15 protein-coding genes are annotated in these 19,501 nt (G+C 70.8%); 10 read left to right on the top strand and 5 right to left on the bottom strand.

Going from position 1 to position 19,501, the window contains the following annotated elements:
- Nucleotides 1-17 precede the first annotated feature (17 nt).
- Nucleotides 18-1,127 carry a 3-oxoacyl-[acyl-carrier-protein] synthase III C-terminal domain-containing protein gene (locus ACZ56E_RS00570; protein ID WP_471209233.1) on the top strand — a complete coding sequence of 370 codons (1,110 nt, stop codon included), beginning with the start codon at nucleotides 18-20 and terminating at the stop codon, nucleotides 1,125-1,127.
- A gap of 5 nt (nucleotides 1,128-1,132) precedes the next feature.
- Here ACZ56E_RS00570 and ACZ56E_RS00575 read toward each other — a convergent pair whose 3' ends face one another.
- On the bottom strand, nucleotides 1,133-2,146 hold the full coding sequence (locus ACZ56E_RS00575; RefSeq protein ID WP_471209236.1) for a hydroxyacid dehydrogenase: 1,014 nt from the start codon (nucleotides 2,144-2,146) through the stop codon (nucleotides 1,133-1,135).
- 237 nt (nucleotides 2,147-2,383) lie between these two features.
- On the opposite strand from ACZ56E_RS00575, the gene ACZ56E_RS00580 reads away from it, so the two are divergent.
- Genes ACZ56E_RS00580 through ACZ56E_RS00600 form a run of 5 tightly spaced genes read left to right on the top strand, consistent with a single transcriptional unit; the run spans nucleotide 2,384 to nucleotide 8,345 of the window.
- Nucleotides 2,384-3,712 carry an ABC transporter substrate-binding protein gene (locus ACZ56E_RS00580; RefSeq protein ID WP_471209239.1) on the top strand — a complete coding sequence of 443 codons (1,329 nt, stop codon included), beginning with the start codon at nucleotides 2,384-2,386 and terminating at the stop codon, nucleotides 3,710-3,712.
- Complete coding sequence (locus tag ACZ56E_RS00585) at nucleotides 3,709-4,680, top strand: carbohydrate ABC transporter permease (protein ID WP_471209242.1); 972 nt, start codon at nucleotides 3,709-3,711, stop codon at nucleotides 4,678-4,680. The genes ACZ56E_RS00580 and ACZ56E_RS00585 overlap by 4 nt, the downstream gene beginning before the upstream one ends.
- A complete protein-coding gene (locus ACZ56E_RS00590) occupies nucleotides 4,677-5,543 on the top strand; it encodes a carbohydrate ABC transporter permease (protein ID WP_471209245.1) in 867 nt (288 codons plus the stop codon). The genes ACZ56E_RS00585 and ACZ56E_RS00590 overlap by 4 nt, the downstream gene beginning before the upstream one ends.
- A gap of 44 nt (nucleotides 5,544-5,587) precedes the next feature.
- Nucleotides 5,588-6,877: an alpha-L-fucosidase gene (locus ACZ56E_RS00595; RefSeq protein ID WP_471209248.1), complete on the top strand. Its 1,290-nt coding sequence runs from the start codon at nucleotides 5,588-5,590 to the stop codon at nucleotides 6,875-6,877.
- A gap of 31 nt (nucleotides 6,878-6,908) precedes the next feature.
- Entirely contained in the window at nucleotides 6,909-8,345 is a 1,437-nt protein-coding gene (locus ACZ56E_RS00600) for a polysaccharide lyase 6 family protein (protein WP_471209251.1), read from the top strand.
- 24 nt (nucleotides 8,346-8,369) lie between these two features.
- Here ACZ56E_RS00600 and ACZ56E_RS00605 read toward each other — a convergent pair whose 3' ends face one another.
- Nucleotides 8,370-8,873 carry an FBP domain-containing protein gene (locus tag ACZ56E_RS00605; RefSeq protein ID WP_471209254.1) on the bottom strand — a complete coding sequence of 168 codons (504 nt, stop codon included), beginning with the start codon at nucleotides 8,871-8,873 and terminating at the stop codon, nucleotides 8,370-8,372.
- Nucleotides 8,874-9,007: 134 nt separating this feature from the next.
- Between ACZ56E_RS00605 and ppk2 the strand changes: the two genes are divergently transcribed.
- Nucleotides 9,008-9,967: a polyphosphate kinase 2 gene (ppk2, locus tag ACZ56E_RS00610; RefSeq protein ID WP_471209257.1), complete on the top strand. Its 960-nt coding sequence runs from the start codon at nucleotides 9,008-9,010 to the stop codon at nucleotides 9,965-9,967.
- A 65-nt stretch (nucleotides 9,968-10,032) separates the two neighbouring features.
- Here the strand turns inward: ppk2 and ACZ56E_RS00615 are convergent, their stop codons facing one another.
- Nucleotides 10,033-11,313, bottom strand: coding sequence for a serine hydrolase domain-containing protein (locus ACZ56E_RS00615; RefSeq protein WP_471209260.1), 1,281 nt, complete (start codon nucleotides 11,311-11,313; stop codon nucleotides 10,033-10,035).
- A 238-nt stretch (nucleotides 11,314-11,551) separates the two neighbouring features.
- On the opposite strand from ACZ56E_RS00615, the gene ACZ56E_RS00620 reads away from it, so the two are divergent.
- The 3 genes from ACZ56E_RS00620 (at nucleotide 11,552) to ACZ56E_RS00630 (ending at nucleotide 17,288) form a co-directional block, all read left to right on the top strand.
- Nucleotides 11,552-13,609, top strand: a complete 2,058-nt coding sequence (locus ACZ56E_RS00620) for a phosphocholine-specific phospholipase C (protein WP_471209263.1) — start codon at nucleotides 11,552-11,554, stop codon at nucleotides 13,607-13,609.
- Between the two features lie 63 nt (nucleotides 13,610-13,672).
- Complete coding sequence (gene valS, locus ACZ56E_RS00625; protein WP_471209266.1) at nucleotides 13,673-16,255, top strand: valine--tRNA ligase; 2,583 nt, start codon at nucleotides 13,673-13,675, stop codon at nucleotides 16,253-16,255.
- A gap of 94 nt (nucleotides 16,256-16,349) precedes the next feature.
- Nucleotides 16,350-17,288, top strand: a complete 939-nt coding sequence (locus ACZ56E_RS00630; RefSeq protein WP_471209269.1) for an LURP-one-related family protein — start codon at nucleotides 16,350-16,352, stop codon at nucleotides 17,286-17,288.
- A gap of 327 nt (nucleotides 17,289-17,615) precedes the next feature.
- On the opposite strand, the gene ACZ56E_RS00635 is transcribed toward ACZ56E_RS00630, so the two are convergent.
- Both ACZ56E_RS00635 and ACZ56E_RS00640 read right to left on the bottom strand, forming a co-directional pair.
- Nucleotides 17,616-18,527 (bottom strand): DMT family transporter, encoded by a 912-nt coding sequence (locus ACZ56E_RS00635; protein ID WP_471209272.1) that lies wholly within the window; start codon nucleotides 18,525-18,527, stop codon nucleotides 17,616-17,618.
- Nucleotides 18,524-19,360 (bottom strand): phosphatase PAP2 family protein, encoded by an 837-nt coding sequence (locus ACZ56E_RS00640; protein ID WP_471209275.1) that lies wholly within the window; start codon nucleotides 19,358-19,360, stop codon nucleotides 18,524-18,526. Before ACZ56E_RS00640 ends, ACZ56E_RS00635 begins: the two co-directional genes overlap by 4 nt.
- Nucleotides 19,361-19,501 lie beyond the last annotated feature (141 nt).

Raw genomic sequence — 19,501 nt, forward strand, 5'->3', positions numbered from 1 at the left:
CGCTGGGAGGACCTGCTGTGTTCGCGGTGAACGGATTCCCGTACACGATCACCGGACTGGCCGTGGAACTGGGGGATCAGGTCGACATCCGGACCTGGGCGGAGAGGGCCCGGGTTCCGGACCAGAAGCATCCCGGCTCGACCATGTCCGGGGAGGTCCTGCAGAAGATCCTGGGAGTGACCGGCAAAGCCTGGGCCCCCGACCGCTTCACCGACGCGCGTGTCCTCACGGAGGTGGCCAGGACGGCCCTCGACTCGGCGGCGATCACGGCGCGGGACGTGGACACGCTGATCCTCGTGTCCTGCACGCCGTTCCAGGTGATGCTCGACCAGGACGCGCTCGGCCTGGCACGCGACCTCGAAGTGCCGGACACGGTCTCTCCGCTCCAGCTCGGAGCCGGCTGCGCGGGGCTGGCCCGCGCGGCGGAACTCGTCCGCAAGATGAACAGCGAGCGGGCCCTGATCGTCGCCTACAACGTGGCGAGCCGCCATTCCGTCGACTCCCGGGGAGCCCTGTACTCCCACGGGGAGGGCAATGAGGCACACCCTTTCGGGGCGTTGTTGTGGGCTTCCGCCGTACTGTTCTCCGATGCCCTGGCCGCCATGGTGCTGACGCGGACTCCGGACAGCGACGGAATCTCTTTCTACAGCCGCGACGCGCTCTCCTTCGCGGACGGCCCGGGACTCACGGATCCGCTCATCCACTACCCGGGCGGAGGCGCCCAGAATCCGCCGGGGGAGCCGAACTCCACACTCCTCATGTCGTACGGGATGAACAGCGAGGAGATCATCACCTACTACATGCAGGGAATGACGGAGAACCACAAGACTCTGGAGAAACACCGGCCCGGGTATCTCGACCAGGTCTCCCGCGTCTACACGCACCAGGCGAGCCCGCGCCTCGTGGAGGCGTTCGCCGAATCGGTGGGCATGCGAGAGGAGATGGCCCCTTCGAACGCGGCACGGTTCGGAAACATGGTCTCGCCCTCGACGCTGGCGCTGCTCCAGGAAGACCTCGCGGAAGGATCCCTCTCCGCGGGAGACTCGGTGTGCTTCAGCGTGGTCGGATCGGGTCCGGAACGCGGCGCGTTCATCACCTCGGTCGATATCGGTTCCGGGGTTCTGTAGAACCTTCACGCCAGGGTCGCGGCCCGTTCGGGGGTGACGGCGTGCTGGAGGGGCTCGCCCCGCAGGAAGCGGTCCAGTTCGGCGAGTACGAGGTGGCCGAGGCGGTGGCGTTCGGTGCCGAGTGCGCCGGCGAGGTGGGGGGTCAGGACGGTGTTGGGCAGGTCGTAGAGGGGTGAGTCGGGGGCCGGGGGCTCCGGGTGGGTGACGTCGAGCACGGCCGTGAGGTCGGGCCTCGCGCGCAGGACGTCCGTCAGCGCCGCCTCGTCGACGAGCGCGCCCCTTGCCGTGTTGACCAGCGTCGCGCCCGGCAGCAGGGAGGCCAGCAGGCGCGCTCCGACGACGCCGCGGGTCTCGGGCAGGAGGGGCGCGTGGAGACTCACGACATGGCAGGTGGCGAAGAGCTCCTCGACGCCGACGAGCCGCACTCCCGCCTCCCGCGCGGACGCGGCGGAGGCGAGGGGGTCCGTCGCGAGGACCTCGACGTCGAAGCGGCCGAGGTGCGCCGCGACGAGACGGCCGATGTGGCCGAGCCCCAGCAGACCCACCCGTGACCGGTAGGCGCCGGGGACTTCGGGGTCATGGGGGAAGCCGCGGTTCCGGGTCACCTCGCGGCTGATGCGATGGGTCTGCTTCAGGCCGAGGAGGACTTGGGCGAGGGTGAACTCCGCCACCGGCACGGCGTTGGCCGCGGCCGCGGAGACGATCGGTATGCCGCGTGCCCAGAAGGCGGGCGTGGTCAGATGCCGTACGGAGCCCGCGGCGACGAGGACGGCCCGCAGCGCGGGCGCGCGCGCCAGAAAGGCCGCGTCGAGCACGGGAGCGCCCCAGCCGGTGAGCAGGATCTCGGCGCGGCGCAGGGCGTCGGGGTGGTCGTCGAGCTGGTGGCGGGTGAGGGGGGAGAGGCCTTCGCGGTCCACGAGCCGGTCGACGCCGGCAAGCACCTCGGGTGGATAGACGTCCGCTCTCCGCTCCTCCTCCATGACCAGCAGAGCCGTCGGCCGGTGTGTCGCCTCGTCCATGTCGCTGACGCCCCTCGTCGCTGACGCTGCCTGTCGATGACGCTCCTCCGAGACGATACATCGGATGACTCAAGAGTCCATACGACGCGAACTCGGTGTGGACTGGCCCGGCCCACCGTGCCGCCCCTGAAGAAATCTCGTATACATCGGAGTATTGACCCAGGATTTGGCGCCCGTTAGCGTCCCCCGGCAAGCGCTTGCTAGAGGCGGTTGTGACGCGGTGGAACGGGAGTTGCGATGCAGAGATCGCGGTGGATCGGTGCGGGTTTCCTCGCGTCGGCACTGATCCTCACCAGCTGTACATCAGGTCCCGCGGGAGCGGACGTCGAGCAGGACACCGAGGCGCCCCTCGAACTGTGGACCAGGACGACACCCGGCGGACCGGGCGAGAAGGGCACGCTGGCACTCGCCGCAGCCTTCGAGAAGGCCACAGGACACCACGTCGAAGTCACCGCCATCTTCGACGACTTCGAGACCAAACTGCAGCAGCGGGCCGCGCAGCGGGACCTCCCCGACATCGTCATGAACGACGTGACACAGCTCGGCGCCATGCACAGCCAGGGGCTGCTGCGCGAGATCGACCTGGACAAGATCAAGCACAGTCGGCAGGTCGTCGCCCAGGGGCTCGACTCCGGCAAGAGCGTCGACGGGAAGCAGTACGGCCTGCCGTACTCCGCACAGGCCACCGGGCTGCTCATCCGCAAGGACTGGCGCGAGAAGCTGAAGCTCGGCGTCCCCCGGAACTGGGACGACTTCGCCGCCATGGCCGAGGCCTTCACCACGAAGGACCCCGACGGCGACGGCAAGAAGAACACCTACGGCCTCGCCGCCCCCCTGTCCACCAAGCGCGGCTACGCCTCCTGGTACTTCTCCAACTTCCTCTGGGCCGCGGGCGGCGACTTCATCACCGAGACCGGAGACGGCACGTACAAACCCGCGATGAGCACGAAGGAGTCGGTCGGGGCCATGCAGTGGTTCCGCGACCTCGGCTGCGCGGCCGAGGCCGTCCAGCCCGGCGCGGTCACCATGGACACCCCGCCCACGAACGAGACGTTCGAGGCGGGCAGGACCGGCATGTTCGCCGTCGGCCCCTACCTGCTGCCCCGCTTCGACGAGGTACTCGGCAAGGACAAGTACGAGGTCGTGCCGATGCCGAAGGGCCCGAAGGACGCGACCGTCCTCGCCGAGGGCGGCACCGTCTACCTGATGGCGGGCTCCGAGAACCGGGCGGGCCAGGACGCTTTCGCCGACTTCGCGATCTCCCCCGAGGGACAGCGCACCGGAATGCGCGGCGAGACCGGCTTCACCGTCCAACTGCCCGTCAACAAAACGGTGGACGTCGCCAAGGTCCGCCCCGACCCGCGCTGGAAGACGTACGACGAGATCTACCGCTCCTCCGGCAGATACGCCCCCGCCGTCCCGAACTGGACCGCGGTGCGCCAGACCACTGCGGAGACCGTCAACGCGCTGATGGCCGACTGCGACCTGGACACCCGCGGCGAGCTCCGCGACCTCGACAAGAAACTCGCCGGCATCCTCAAGGAACAGGGAATCGCCGCGTCATGAGCGTCGACCAGGTCGAACACGCCCCGCACCCCGGGCGTGGTCCCGCCGGCCCGAAGGGGCGGACGGGCGGCGCGGCCGCGGCCGACCGCCGAAGACGCAGCCGCCGCACCGGCCGGTGGTGGACGCCCTGGCTCTTCCTGGCCCCGGCGCTGCTCCTCTTCCTGTACTTCAAGTTCATCCCCATGGCCAACGCGCTGACCATGTCCTTCCAGGAGGTCCAGCCCTATCTAGGCAACAAGTGGGTGGGCACGGAGAACTACGCGACCGTGCTCGGCTCGGCGGGCTTCCGCGAGGCGGCCTGGCACACCGTCGTCCTGGCCGCCGGGCAGACGGCGGGCTCGATGCTCCTCGGCCTGGTGCTCGCGCTGCTGATGGAGGGGCAGGGCCGCCGCCTGGGATTCGTGCGCTCCGCGGCGTTCCTGCCGGTCGTCGTGCCGATCGCCGTCGTCGCCGAACTGTGGCGGATCATGTACCACCCGACCGGGGACGGCATGGTCAACTCCCTGCTCGGCCTGGTGGGATCCGGCCCGTCGGGATTCATCAACGACCCCGACTCCTCGCTCGCCTCCATCATGGTCACCGGCATCTGGCGGGGCGCCCCCTACGACATGATGATCTTCCTCGCCGGGCTCGCGAGCGTGGACCGCGGCCTGTACGAGGCCGCGAAGGTCGACGGCGCCTCCCGGTTCCAGCGGGTGTGGCACGTGACGGTGCCCGGCCTGCGGTCGGTGTTCTCGATCCTGTTCATCCTCGCCGCGATCCGCGGCCTGCGGGTGTTCACCGAGGTCTTCCTGCTCACCAACGGCGGCCCCGACGGCTCCACCGAGGTCGTGATGACCCTCATCTACAAGCTCGGCCTCGAACAGAACCGGCTCGGCGTCGGAGCGGCGGGAGCCGTCCTGCTGTTCCTCACGACGCTCGTCCTCACGATCGTCGTCCACCTCGTGCGCCGCAGGGAGAGCAGATGAACGCGCCGACCGAGACCGCGCTCGGCCTCACCGAGAGCAGGAGCCCGGGCGGCCGCCTCCTGAAGGCGGTCACCTACCTCCTGGTGCTGATCGTCTTCGCGGGGCCGCTCCTCGCCCTGCTGGTCAGCGCCTTCAGCAAGGTCAAGGACCCGACCCAGCTGAGCGTCGTCCCCTCCGGCGCCACCCTGGACAACTTCCGGATCGCCTTCGACCAGGGCGTGCTGACGTATCTCCTGAACTCGTTCTTCGTGGTCGGCTTCGGCCTGCTGCTCCAAGTGGCCGTCTCCGTCCTCGCCGGGTACGCGCTGGCACGCAAGGTCTTCCCCGGCATGACCATCGCGCTCGTGGCGATCCTGGCCACGCTGATGCTGCCCGAGGAGATCCTCGCCCTGCCGCTCTCCCTGATCCTCGCCGATCTGCCGGTCGTCCACTTCAACCTCATCGGCACCCTCGCCGGCATGATCGTCCCGCTGGGCGCCTGGGGCTTCTCCATCCTGGTCATGACCGAGTTCATGAAGGACGTACCCAAGGAACTCGAAGAGGCGGCCCGCATCGACGGCGCCGGGGACCTGCGCATCTTCGCCCAGATCATCCTGCCGATGTGCAAGCCGGCGCTGGGGGTCATCGGGGTCTTCGGCTTCACGATGATCTGGGACCAGTACCTGCTGCCCCTGCTCGTCGCCACCGATTCCTCCTCCTACACGCTCCCGCTCGCGCTGCGCACCCTGCGCATCGACCCCGACGTCACCCCGGGAGTGGTCCTCGCGGCCTCGCTGCTCGCCCTGCTCCCCTCCGTGATCGTCTTCCTCTTCTTCCAGCGTTCCTTCGTGTCAGGGCTGTCCTCCGGCGCCCTGAAGGGCTGAACCGCCCACCCACCCCCTCCGCCGACCTCAAGGAGCGCCACCCCGTGACCCCGACCGCCGCCCCGGACACGACCTGGTTCACCACCGACCGGTTCGGGATGTTCGTCCACTGGGGCCTGTACTCCCTCGCCGCCCGCCACGAGTGGGTCAAGCACCGGGAGAAGCTGTCCGACGAGCAGTACCAGGTGTACTTCGACCACTTCGACCCCGACCGCTACGACCCCGTGCGGTGGGCGAGGACCGCGAAGGCCGCCGGCATGCGGTACGTCGTCCTCACCACCAAGCACCACGACGGCTTCTGCCTGTGGGACAGCGCCCTCACCGACTACAAGGTCACCAGGACCCCGTACGGCCGTGACCTCCTCACCCCGTTCGTCGAGGCGTGCCGCGCCGAAGGGCTCAAGGTCGGCTTCTACTACTCGCTGATCGACTGGCACCATCCGTCGTTCCCCGTCGACGGCACCCACCCCCAGCGCGACGACGAGGAGTTCAAGGCCGCCCACGCCGACCGCGACATCCGCGACTACCGGCGCTATCTGCACGGCCAGGTACGCGAGCTGCTGACCGGCTTCGGCCGCGTCGACCACCTCTTCTTCGACTTCTCCTACGCCGGCCGCCACTGGTGGGGCGGCAAGGGCCCCGACGACTGGGACTCACCGGCGCTGATGGAGCTGATCCGCGAGCTCCAGCCGCACGTCCTCGTCAACGACAGGACCGGCCTGCCCGGCGACTTCGTCACCCCCGAGCAGTACCAACCCGCGGGACCCATGACGAAGGACGGGAAACCCGTGGTCTGGGAGGCCTGCCAGACCCTCAACGGCAGCTGGGGCTACGACCGCGACAACCTCGACCACAAGAGCGCCGACCTGGTGATCCGCATGCTCGTCGACGGCGTCTCCAAGGGCGGCAACCTGCTGCTCAACGTCGGCCCCACCGGCCGCGGCGACCTCGACCCGCACACCGTCGCCGTCCTCGGCGAGCTGGGCCGCTGGATGGACCTGCACGAGAGGTCGGTCCGCGGCTGCGGCCCCGCCCCGTACACCGCCCCCGCCGACTGCCGCTACACCCGGCGCGGCGACCGGCTCTACCTCCACCTCTTCGCCTGGCCGCTGCGCCATCTGCACCTGCCCGGACTCGCGGGCCGGGTCCGCTACGCCCAGCTCCTCAACGACGCGTCCGAGATCCCCCGCGTCGAGATCGCCTCCGGACAGCCCGCGCTCAACACCGAGCTGGGCGGGCAGCCCGCAGGCACCCTCACCCTCCAGCTCCCCGTGCAGCGCCCGGACACGCCCGTCCCGGTCATCGAGCTGTACCTGGACACGCCCACCGGCTGAAGCCCACCCCCCGAGCCCCCATGGAGGCACCATGCAACGCCGCACGTTCCTCACCGGCACCGCCGTCGGAGCGGCACTCGCCGCCGCACCGCTCGCCACCCCGCGCACGGCGGGCGCGGCCGAGCCCACGGCATCCGCCACCGTCAGCTCCCTGGCCGACCTGCAGAGAGCCATCGACAGCGCGGCGCCCGGCGACCGGATCGTCCTGGCGGACGGCACCTACACCGTTCCGCCGGGCGGCTCCATCGACGTGACGGGCAAGCACGGCACGCAGGACGCCCCCATCACCATCACCTCCGCCTCCCGCGGCGGCGCGGTCCTGCGCGGCGAGCGCGGCTTCGTCTTCAGCGGGTCGAGCAACATCACCGTCACCGGCTTCGCGTTCCGCCAGAGCACCACCCTGGAGATACCGGCGAACTGCTCGCGCATCCGGCTGACCCGCAACGACTTCCAGCTCGCCGACATCGAGGGCCTGCACTGGGTGATGGTGCGCGCCGACGATACCAAGGTCGACCGCAACCACTTCCACGGCAAGACCACCCTCGGCGTCTTCCTCTGCGTCGAGGGAGCGGGCGGCACCGCCATGGCCCAGCGCGTGCACATCCTCCGCAACCATTTCTCCGACCACACCTTCGCCGGCGCCAACGGCGGGGAGCCGATCCGCCTCGGCGTCAGCCCCCGCGCCCTGTCCGGCGCCCGCGCCGTCGTCGAGTACAACCTGTTCGAGCGGTGCGACGGAGACCCCGAGGCGATCTCGGTGAAGTCGTCGGACAACACCGTCCGGTACAACACGATCCGCGACAGCGCCGGCGGCATCGTCCTGCGCCATGGCAACCGCACCCGGGTGGAGAGCAACTACCTGCTCGACGGCAAGGAAGGCCTGCGTCTCTACGGCAACGGCCACCTGATCGTCAACAACTACGTGGCCGGTCTGTCCGGCCGGGCGCTGGTCATCGGCAGCGGCAGCACGCGCGACCACCACTCCGGAGAGACGGCCGACGAGCGGCGCGGCAACGACGCGTGCGACCGCGCGGTGATCGTGCACAACACCCTGTACGGCAACGCCCAGACCCTCTCCGGGGAGGACCGCGCCTACGAACCCCAGAAGGTGGTCGTCGCCGACAACCTTCTGGTGGGCGACTCCGGAGACCTGGTCGCGATGGAGAGGACCACCGGCTTCACTTGGCGGAGCAACCTCCTGTGGGGCGCCGCCGCCCACGGCAACATTCCCTCCGGCGGCTTCACCCGGGCCGACCCGAAGCTCCGGCGCGGGCCCGACGGCGTGTTCCGGCTCTCGGCGGGCAGCCCGGCGATCGGCAGGGCCACGCTGGGCAGCCCGGCCGTGACCGACGACATCGACGGCGACCCGCGCGGCGGGACACGGGACATCGGCGCCGACGAGTACGCGACGGCGGCACCGCTGCGCCGCCCCCTCACGGCGGCGGACGTCGGCCCGCACGCACCCTGAGCGGCGGCTCCTGACGGGTTCCGGTCAGCCGTCGAGGACCTGGTCCAGGAAACCGTTCAGGTTCTGCGTGGTCCGCGCGTTCTGCTCCTCCGGCGTCAGGCTCTCCTCCAGACGGCGGCGGGCCTGCGCCGTGGTCTTCTTCCCCCGTACGTAGAGGGAGCAGGCCAGGTCCGCGCAGATGTACAGACCGACGGAGTTGCCCTGGCGGCCCGCAGCGCCCGCCTTCGGGGCCACGAGCAGCGCGATGCCGGAGCCCGACTGCGGCGTCACGCAGACCGAGCAGATGCTGGACTTGAGCATGCTCCTGCGGGCCCCGGTGGAGGCGCGCAGGGCGATGCCCACCGGCTGGTCGTCCCGCCACGTCACGACATAGCCGCGCTCGGGCGCCTTGGGGTCCCGCCAGCCGAGAAAGTCCAGGTCGGACCAGGGGGTGTCGGCGAAGTCCGCAGGGAGGGTGAGTCTGCGGGCCTCGCCCTTCGAACAGTTCACAAAGGACGCGCGGATCTCGTTCTCACTTACGGACTTCATGATCCGCAAGGTATCAACGGGCCGCCGGGGCCGTCCTGCCATTTTCTGCCGGCCACCGGGCGCGGGTGCTGAGTCGTGGTCCTCGGGGCAGGCTGTCGACTGAGGCGTCGAGGGATGTTCGAGGGAGAGGTGGCGTGGTGCCGACCGGTGAGAACGGCGAGGATCTGCTCAAGGGCCTTTCGGTGGACGAGGCCCGTCCGGAGCGCCCGGTGCTCCTCGACGAGCAGGGGCAGCCCCTCCAGACGTGGCGGGAGAACTACCCGTACGCGGAGAAGCTGGGCCGCCGGGCGTACGAGCGGCGCAAGCGGATCCTCCAGATCGAGCTGCTGAAACTGCAGAAGTCGGTGCGCGACCGGGGCCTGCGCATCGTGGTGCTGTGCGAGGGGCGTGACGCGGCGGGCAAGGGCGGCACGATCAAACGGTTCACCGAGCGCCTGAACCCGCGCGGCGCGCGGACCGTGGCCCTCGACAAGCCGAACGAGCACGAGGCGGGCCAGTGGTACTTCCAGCGGTACGTCGCCCAGCTGCCGACGGCCGGCGAGATCGTCTTCTTCGACCGGTCCTGGTACAACCGCGCAGGCGTCGAGCCGGTGATGGGGTTCTGTACGCCCGGTGAGCACCGGCACTTCCTGGAACAGGCTCCGCTGTTCGAAAAGATGATCACCGATGACGGCATCATCCTCGTCAAGTTCTGGTTCTCCGTCTCACGGGCCGAGCAGCGGACCCGTTTCGCGATCCGGCAGGTCGACCCGGTGCGCCAGTGGAAGCTGTCCTCCACCGACGTCGCCTCACTGGACCTGTGGGACGCCTACACGTACGCGAAGGTCGAGATGTTCCGGGCCACGGACACGGCGCACGCCCCCTGGACCGTCGTGAAGACCAACGACAAGCGGCGCGGCCGCCTCGAAGCGATGCGCCATCTGCTGTTGCGGGTCGACTACGAGGCGAAGGACACGGAGGCCGTGGGGAAGGCCGACCCGCTGATCATCGGCCCCGCCAACACCCTGCTGGAACCCGGGGAGGACGCCACGGACCTGTCGCCCAGCAAGCTTGCCCCCAACGACAAGGGCCCCGGCCGCCACCCCGACACCTGAGCCTCCGGCCGCACCCCGGTCCCTCCGGCCACGGATCCCCGGCGTCTCGCGCCGGGCCCGTGGCGTCATGCCCCCGCTGTCGGTCCCAGTTCGGCCAGCCCCTCGTACAGCGCACCGACCAGGTGGATGCTGCGCAGGTCCTCGCCGGAGGTACCGGCGCCCATGCGGTTCATGGTGTACGCGTACGAGACGCCGTTCTCCGGGTCGGCGAAGGCGTACGACCCGCCCGCGCCGCCGTGCCCGAACGCCCGCGGGTTGGGGCCCGCCTGCCCGAACTGGTTGAGCATGTAGCCGAGGCCCCACGACCAGGTCTCGGCGAGCGGGGTGCCCGCCCGCAGCACCAGGTCGGGCTCGTCGCCCGCGCCCTGCCGGGTGCGCAGCCGCTCCAGGGCGCCGGGGGAGAGGAGCCGGCCGCTCGCCAACTCCGCGTACACGGCGGCGAGTCCGCGCGCGGTGGCGTGGCCGTTGACCGCGGGGATCTCCGCGCCGCGGTAGGCCGCGGAGTTCACGTCGCCGAGCGGCAGGTACTGCAGGGCGAGCGTGACCGGCGCCATCGGATGGTCCGTCAGACCGCCCACCGGGGGCTTCGGCGCCTCGCCGAGCACGGTACGGGCCGGCTCGGGTGACTCGGCGGGGTCCGTGCGGGCCGACGCCGGTGGCTCACCGGGCCCCTCAGGAGCCGACGACGGCTCCTCGGTGGCGCGGAGGGCCGGCGCCATGTCCGCGCACCGCCCGTGCTCGCTCTCCGGCGTGCCCACGTGGACGTCGGCGCCGAGCGGCCCGGTCACCTCCGTGCGCAGGAACGTCCCGAGCGAGACGCCCGTGACGCGCCGCACCACCTCGCCGACGAGGAAGCCGAATGTCACCGCGTGGTAGCCCTGGGCGGTGCCGGGCCGCCACCACGGCCGTGTCGCCGCCAGCGCGTCCGTCACCTTCTCCCAGTCGTACACCACGCCCGGCGCCATCGGCTCGCTCGGCGCGATGAGGCCGGCGCGGTGGCTCAGCAGCCAGCGCACCGGGATGTCGGCCTTGCCCTCCCGCGCGAACTCCGGCCAGTACCGCGCGACCGGCGCGTCCAGGTCCAACTCGCCGCGGTCGACGAGCAGATGGGCGCAGAGCGCCGTCATCCCCTTGGTCGTGGAGTAGACGTTGACGAGCGTGTCCCGCTCCCAGGGGCGGGTACCGGTGCGGTCGGCGTCGCCGCCCCACAGATCGACGACGAGCTCGCCGCCGACCATGGCCGCGACGGACGCGCCGAGGTCGTCGCGCTCGGTGAAGTTCCGCTCGAATTCCGCGCGCACGCGCTCGAATCCGGGGGCGCAGGTGCCGTGCACACGCGGAGTCATGGCCTCATGGTTGCCTACAGCATCTATCGCCGCAAGAGGGCGAAGGTGTGCACGACGCGTGAAGAAATGTCTGCGCCGAATGTGCGGGTTTCCGCCGCGATGACCGGCCCTTGTGTCCTGCCCGCCAGAGGTTGGACTTCTCTTCACACAGCCGTCACAGGCTCTTCCGTATCGCTTGCTCCCCTTGGCACACTTCACCCCGCTCACGTCCCCCACAAAACACGAGGTCGGAACATTCATGCCTGAACTCAATCGGCGCCGCTTCATGCAGCTGGCCGGCGGCACCGCGACGTTCGCCATGCTCAACCAGAGCATCGCCCGCGCCGCGTCCCTGCCTGCCGCCCGCGCCACCGGCACCATCAAGGACGTCGAGCACGTCGTCGTACTGATGCAGGAGAACCGGTCCTTCGACCACTACTTCGGGACGATGAAGGGCGTACGCGGCTTCGGCGACCCGCGCCCGGTGACCCTGCCCAGCGGCAAGCCGGTCTGGCACCAGCGGGGCGGCGGCAAGGAGGTGCTGCCCTTCCACCCGGACGCCGAGAACCTCGGCATGCAGTTCATCGCGGGCCTCGACCACGACTGGGCGGGCGGCCACAAGGCGTTCAACAACGGCGCGTACGACCAGTGGATACCCGCGAAGTCCGAGCGGACGATGGCCTACCTGGAGCGGAACGACATCCCGTTCCACTACGCGCTGGCCGACGCGTTCACGGTCTGCGACGACTACCACTGCTCGTTCATCGGGGCCACCGACCCCAACCGCTACTACATGCTCACGGGCCACGTCGGCAACGACGGCAAGGGCGGCGGCCCGGTCCTCGGCAACCAGGAACTCGGCTACGACTGGACGACGTACGCGGAGCGCCTGGAGCAGGCGGGCGTCAGCTGGAAGGTCTACCAGGACATCGGCGACGGCCTGGACGCGGCGGGCCACTGGGGCTGGATCAACGACGCCTACCGCGGCAACTACGGCGACAACTCGCTCCTCTACTTCAACAAGTACCGCAACGCCAAGCCCGGCGACCCGCTGTACGACAAGGCCCGCACCGGCACCAACGCCAAGGCGGGCGACGGCTACTTCGACATCCTCACGGCCGACGTGAAGGCGGACAGGCTCCCGCAGGTCTCCTACATCGCCTGCCCGGAGGCCTTCACCGAGCACCCCAACTGGCCCGTCAACTACGGCGCCTGGTACATCGCGCAGGTCCTGGACGCGCTCACCTCCAACCCCGAGGTGTGGGCGAAGACGGCGCTGTTCATCACCTACGACGAGAACGACGGCTACTTCGACCACATCGTCCCGCCGTACGTGCCGAAGGACGCCAACCAGGGCAAGTCCACCGTCGACACCACCCTCGACTACTTCCCGGGCAACAGCTCCTACGCGGCCGGGCACTACGGCCTCGGCCAGCGCGTCCCGATGATCGTCGTCTCGCCGTGGAGCACCGGCGGCTTCGTGAACTCCGAGGTCTTCGACCACACGTCGATCATCCGGTTCATGGAGAAGCGCTTCGGCGTCAAGGAGCCCAACATCTCGCCGTGGCGCCGCGCGATCTGCGGCGACCTGACCTCCGCGTTCGACTTCAGCGGCAAGGACACCGACCCGGCGAGGCTCCCCGACACCGCCGCCTACGAGCCGCCGGACAAGCAGCGCCACCCCGACTACGTGCCCAAGGCGCCCGCCGACCCGGCGCTGCCCAAGCAGGAGCCCGGCTCCCGGCCCGCCCGCGCGCTGCCGTACGCCCCGCTGGTCGACGGCGCCGCGGACCCGGTGGCCGGGAAGTTCACGCTCACGTTCAGCGGCGGAGCCAAGGCCGGCGTCTGCTTCCACGTCCGGTCCGCGAACCGCACCGACGGCCCGTGGACGTACACCACCGAGGCGGGCAAGACCGTCTCGGACACCTGGAACTCGAAGTACTCCAAGGACGTCTACGACCTCTCCGTCTTCGGCCCCAACGGCTTCCTGCGCACCTTCAAGGGTCCCGGCAAGAAGGCGGGCCCCGAGGTCGTCGCCCGCCACGACGGCACGACGGGCAACATCAAGCTGACCCTGAAGAACGCGGGCAGCACCGATGTGAACCTCACGGTGACCAACGCCTATGGAGGCGCGGGCCAGACCTTCAAGGTCAAGGCGGGCGCCTCCGTGGAGCACACCGTCGACCTGCGGGCGAGCAAGCGCTGGTACGACCTGACCGTGAAGTCCGACACCGACGCCGGATTCCTGCGGCGCCTCGCGGGCCATGTCGAGACCGGCGCGGCGGGCGTCAGCGACCCGGCGATCATCACCGGCTGACGCCAGGAAAGCGCCGGAAAAGGGGACGCCTGCGGGCGGCGGGCCTGGATAGCATCCAGAGGCATGGCATTCACCCGTCGCCGTGCAGGCGTCCCCGAGAAGCCCGTCCTCGACGGGCTCGAAGAGAAGTGGTCTCGGCGATGGGACGAGTCGGGCGTATTCGCCTTCGACCGCTCGAAGACGCGGGACGAGATCTTCTCCATCGACACCCCGCCGCCCACGGTCAGCGGCTCGCTGCACGTCGGCCACGTCTTCTCGTACACCCACACCGACGCCGTCGCCCGCTACCAGCGCATGCGCGGCAAGGAAGTCTTCTATCCCATGGGATGGGACGACAACGGCCTGCCGACCGAGCGGCGCGTCCAGAACCACTTCGGCGTCCGCTGCGACCCCGCGCTGCCGTACGACCCGGACTTCGTCCCGCCCGAGCAGCCCGGCAAGCGTCAACTGCCCCTCTCGCGGCGGAACTTCATCGAACTCTGCGAGCTGCTCACCGCCGAGGACGAGCAGGCCTTCGAGAACCTGTGGCGGCGGCTCGGGCTCTCCGTCGACTGGTCCCGCACGTACCGGACCATTGGCGCCGACGCCCGCGCCGCCTCGCAGCTCGCGTTCCTCAACAACCTCGCGCGCGGGGAGGCGTACGTCGCCGAGGCGCCCACGCTCTGGGACGTCACGTTCCGCACGGCGGTCGCCCAGGCGGAGCTCGAGGACCGTGAGCGGCCCGCCGCCTACCACCGGCTCGCCTTCCACGGCGCAGGCGGCAGCGTCGTCGACGGCGGCCTTGTCGGCGGCAGCCTCGTCGAGATCGAGACGACCCGCCCCGAACTGCTCCCCGCCTGCGTCGCCCTCGTCGCGCACCCCGACGACGAGCGGTACCGGCACCTGTTCGGCACGACCGTCCGCACCCCGCTCTTCGACGTCGAGGTCCCCGTCGTCGCCCACCGCCTCGCCACCCCCGGGAAGGGCACGGGCATCGCGATGGTCTGCACGTTCGGGGACACCACCGACGTCACGTGGTGGCGCGAACTGCGCCTCGCCACGCGCCCGGTGATCGGCTGGGACGGCCGCTTCCGCACCGAGCCGCCGAGCGGCGTCGAGACACCGGCCGCCGTCGCCGCGTACGCGAAGCTGGCGGGCGCCACCGTGCACACGGCGCGCGAACGCGTCGTCGAGATGCTGCGTGACAGCGGCGACCTCAGGGGCGAACCACGCCGCGTCACGCACGCGGTGAAGTTCTACGAGAAGGGCGACAAGCCCCTGGAGATCGTCACGACCCGCCAGTGGTACGTCCGCAACGGCGGCCGCGACACCGCCCTGCGCGACCGGCTGCTGGCCCGCGGCACCGAACTGGCCTGGCACCCGCCGCACATGCGGAGCCGCTACGAGAACTGGGTCGGCGGCCTCAACGGCGACTGGCTCATCAGCCGGCAGCGGTTCTTCGGCGTCCCGATCCCCGTCTGGTACCCGCTGGACGGCTCGGGTCGGCCCGACCACGACCACCCGATCGTCCCCGACCGCTCCGCCCTGCCCGTCGACCCGAGCGCCGAGACCCCGCCCGGCTACGAGCCGGCACAGCGCGGCGCACCGCACGGCTTCATCGGCGACCCGGACGTCATGGACACCTGGGCGACGTCCTCCCTCACCCCGCAGGTCGCGGGCCAATGGCTGACGGACCCGGACCTGTTCGCGCGGGTCTTCCCGATGGACCTGCGCCCACAGGCCCACGAGATCATCCGCACCTGGCTGTTCGCCACGGTCGTGCGCTCCCACACCGAGCACGACGCGCTGCCCTGGCGGCACGCGGCGATCTCCGGCTGGATCCTCGACCCCGACCGCAAGAAGATGGCGAAGTCCAAGGGCAACGCGGTCACCCCGGACCACCTCCTCGCCCTGCACGGCGCGGACGCGGTCCGCTACTGGGCGGCGAGCGGCCGCCCCGGCACGGACACGGCGTTCGACGTCGGCCAGATGAAGATCGGCCGCCGCCTCGCCACGAAGCTGCTGAACGTCGGCAAGTTCGTCCTGAGCCTCGGCGACGCCCCTGCGGAGGGGACCGCCGTCACCGAGCCGCTCGACCGGGCGCTGCTCGCCGGACTGGCGGCGGCCGCCGAGGAGGCCACCGCGGCCTTCGACGCCTTCGACTACGCCCGCGCCCTGGAGCGCACGGAACAGTTCTTCTGGCGCTTCTGCGACGACTACGTCGAGCTCGTCAAGGCCCGCGCGTACGGCGACCACGGCGACGCGGCCGCGACCGCGTCGGCCCGGGCGGCGCTGCGCACGGCGCTCGACGTCCTGCTGCGGCTCGTCGCGCCGGTCCTCCCCTTCGTCACGGAGGAGATCTGGTCGTGGTGGCGCGAGGGCTCGGTCCATCGCGCGCACTGGCCGAGCGGGCCGGAGCTGCGCGAGCACGCGGGCGACGCGGCGGTCCTCGGCACGGCGTCGGAGGCCATCGCGGCGATCCGCAGGGCCAAGTCGCAGGCGAAGCTGTCGATGCGGGCGGAGGTCGGGACGGCGACGGTCACGGCGGACCGTGCCGCGCTCGACCGTTTCGCGGCGGTGCAGGGTGATCTGCGGGCGGCGGGCCGGGTCGGGATGTTCGAACTGCGGGAGGGCGAGGGGGAGCTGCGGGTGGAGGCCGCATTCTGAAGTCTGGAGGGCGCACCGCCCCCTCCGTAACGGATGTCACACCCCTGTTGAGGGACTGGCGAACGCCCCGTGCACGGAGGGTAGGGTCTCCCGGGTGACAACGCATTCGAACACTCCTGCAGGCTGGTACCCGGACCCTCACGGCGCGTCCCAGCTGCTCCGCTGGTGGGACGGCTCCCAGTGGACGGACCACACCAGCCCGGCCCCGCAGGGCCAGGCACAGCAGGTCCCGCAGCAGGCGCAGCCCGCGCAGCCCGCCGCACAGGCCCAGCAGCCCGCGCAGGGTCAGTTCGGCCAGCCGCAGATGCAGGCGCCGCAGGGCCAGTTCGGTCAGCCGCAGGCGCACCCGCAGGCTCCGCAGGCGGTCGACCCGGCCAAGGTGCAGCGTCAGGTGCAGAAGCAGGCCGGTGTCGCGCCGTCCGCGCAGGGCGGCGGCACGCTGTTCACGGAGCCGGTCCTGGTCGTGAACCAGAAGGCGAAGCTCATCGAGCTGACGAACGAGTACAGCGTCATGGACCAGGCGGGCAACACGCTCGGCTCGGTCGTCCAGGTCGGCCAGAGCGCGCTGAAGAAGGTCGCCCGCTTCGTCGCCAGCGTCGACCAGTTCATGACGCACAAGCTCGAGATCCGCGACGCGTACGGCCAGCCGCAGATGATGCTGACCCGCCCCCGCAAGTTCATGAAATCGCGGGTGATCGTCGAGCGCCCGGACGGCCAGCAGGTCGGCGAGATCGTCCAGCAGAACATGATCGGCAAGATCAACTTCGCGATGATGGTGAACGGCCAGCAGGTCGGCGCGATCAAGGCGGAGAACTGGCGTGCCTGGAACTTCTCGATCGTCGACCACGCCGACAACGAGGTCGCCCGGATCACGAAGACGTGGGAGGGCCTCGCCAAGACGATGTTCACCACGGCGGACAACTACGTCCTCCAGATCCACTACCAGCTCCCGGACCCCCTCCTGAGCCTGGTCGTGGCAACGGCCCTGACGGTCGACACAGCCCTCAAGCAGGACGCCCGCGGCTTCGGCTGACCGAGCCCCGGCGCCCCGGGGACGCATGGCGGCTGACCGAGCCCCGTCGTCCCCAGGGCCACGAGACGGCCGACCGAGCCCCGCCGTCCCCAGGGGCGCGGGGAACTGCGCGCCCAGCCACATCCGGCCCGCAGCCCTCGATCGGCATCGTCCGCCCCCCCGGGGGGATGGCCCACGCGACGGCTGACCGCGCCCCGTCGTCCCCAGGGGCGCGGGGAACTGCGCGCCCAGCCACATCCCACCCGCAGTCCTCAGACGGCGTCGGCGGCACACCCCCGGAGGGGCAGCGTGCCGCCGACGCCGCTGTCGTATGCGGAGCGAGCGAGCTCAGGACCGCGAGAGGCGAAGCCCCGCGGTCTCCACCGGCTGAGCCGGGATCGACGGCAGAGGCTCCGGCACGGGGCCACCCACCGCCTCACGGGGCGACCGCGTGAGCACCACAACGCCATACGCAGCCACCGCCGCCCCCACCACGGCGAGAAGAATCCCACCGACCCCACCCTGAAGGCGCTCGCCGAGCAGCGCGACGCCGATGACCGACGCGGCCAGCGGATTGGCGAGCGTGACCACGGCGAGCGGTGCGCCGAGCCCACCGCGATACGCGGTCTGCGAGAGCAGCAGCCCCCCGGCGGCGAACGCCGCCACGAGCAGCGCCACGAGCACGACCTGCGGACTGAGGAGCGGCCCGGAGCGGTCGGTCACAGCGACCGTCACGGTCTGCGTGAGCGCCGAGGCGACCCCGGAGGCGAAGCCGGACGCGGTCGCGTGCCGCAGCCCGGGCCGCGTGCCGGGCCGGGAGAGCACCCCGATGACCGCCATGGTCGCGGCGGCCACGACCAGCGCCTCCGGCACGGTCAACGTGTCGTCCGGCGCCGGCCCGGAGGCGGTCAGGAGCAGCGTGCCGAGCCCGATGAGCGTGAGCCCCGTGCCGCGCCACTCCAGGCGCGTGACCCGGCGGCCGGCGAGCCGCGCGCCCAGCGGCACGGCGGCGACCAGGGTGAGCGCGCCGAGCGGCTGGACCAGGGTGAGCGGGCCGTACTTCAGGGCCGCCACGTGCAGCAGCGCGGCGGACGCGTTGAGTCCGACGGAGGACCACCAGATGCCGCTGCCGAGCATGCGCATGGCCCCGCTCTCGCCCTCGCGGACCCGCGAGGCGAGCCGCTCCTGGGCGACCGCCGCGGCGGCGTACGCGGCCGCCGAGACGAGGGAGAGCGCGACGGCGAGAAGCGTGGCGTTCATCGGCCGGCCCCCGAGGTGATCAGTTCCCGTGCGGGCACGGAGCGGCGCACGACGCGCGAGCGCCCCGGGTGCGGCAGCCGGATCACCGCGAGGGCGATGCCGAGCAGCGCGGTCGCCGCGAGCGCGTCGAGCCAGTAGTGGTTGGCGGTGCCGACCACCACGAGCAGGGTCAGCAGCGGGTGAAGGAGCCACAGCCAGCGCCACCGCGACGACGTGGCGACGATCAGCCCGACGGCGAGCATCAGCGCCCAGCCGAAGTGCAGCGAGGGCATGGCCGCGAACTGGTTCGCCATGGTGTCGGTCGCGGGCTTGGCCGCGTACACCGAGGGCCCGTACACCTGCGCCGTGTCGACGAGGTGCGCGGCGTCCAGCATCCGCGGCGGCGCGAGCGGGAAGCCGAGGTGCAGCACGAGCGCGGCAGCGGTCAGCGCGGCGAGCACCCGCCGCGTCCATACGTAGTGCCGCGGGCGGCGCCAGTACAGCCAGACCAGGAACAGCAGCGTCGCCGGGAAGTGCACGGTCGCGTAGTACGTGTTCGCGACGTGGATCAACGACTCGCTGCTGAGGAGGGCGTCCTGCACGGCGCCCTCGCCGGGCAGGCGCAGCGAACGCTCGGCGTCCCACACGCGGTGCGCGTTCTGGAAGGCCTCGCCGGTGTGACCGTTGGCGAGCTGCCTGCCGAATTTGTAGACGAGGAAAAGTCCTACGACGAGGAGGAGCTCGCGGACGAGGGGCGGTCGGGCAGATGTGTCCGGCTTCCGGACGGCGGTGGCGCCCGGCTCCCGGACGGATATGTCCGGCTCCCGTTCGGCAGGCTCGGTTCGGGATTCCATCCCCCGGCCCCTTTACGTGATGACTGGGTAGTGCGGTCTGAGCGGAGGATCGCCCCACTCATCGATACGCCAGTGTACCGATACGGAGGCGTACCGGTACACTTACGTATCGAAAGGTGTCGATCGAGCCGATCGGCCGCC

Source organism: Streptomyces sp. NPDC039480, from assembly GCF_055597165.1.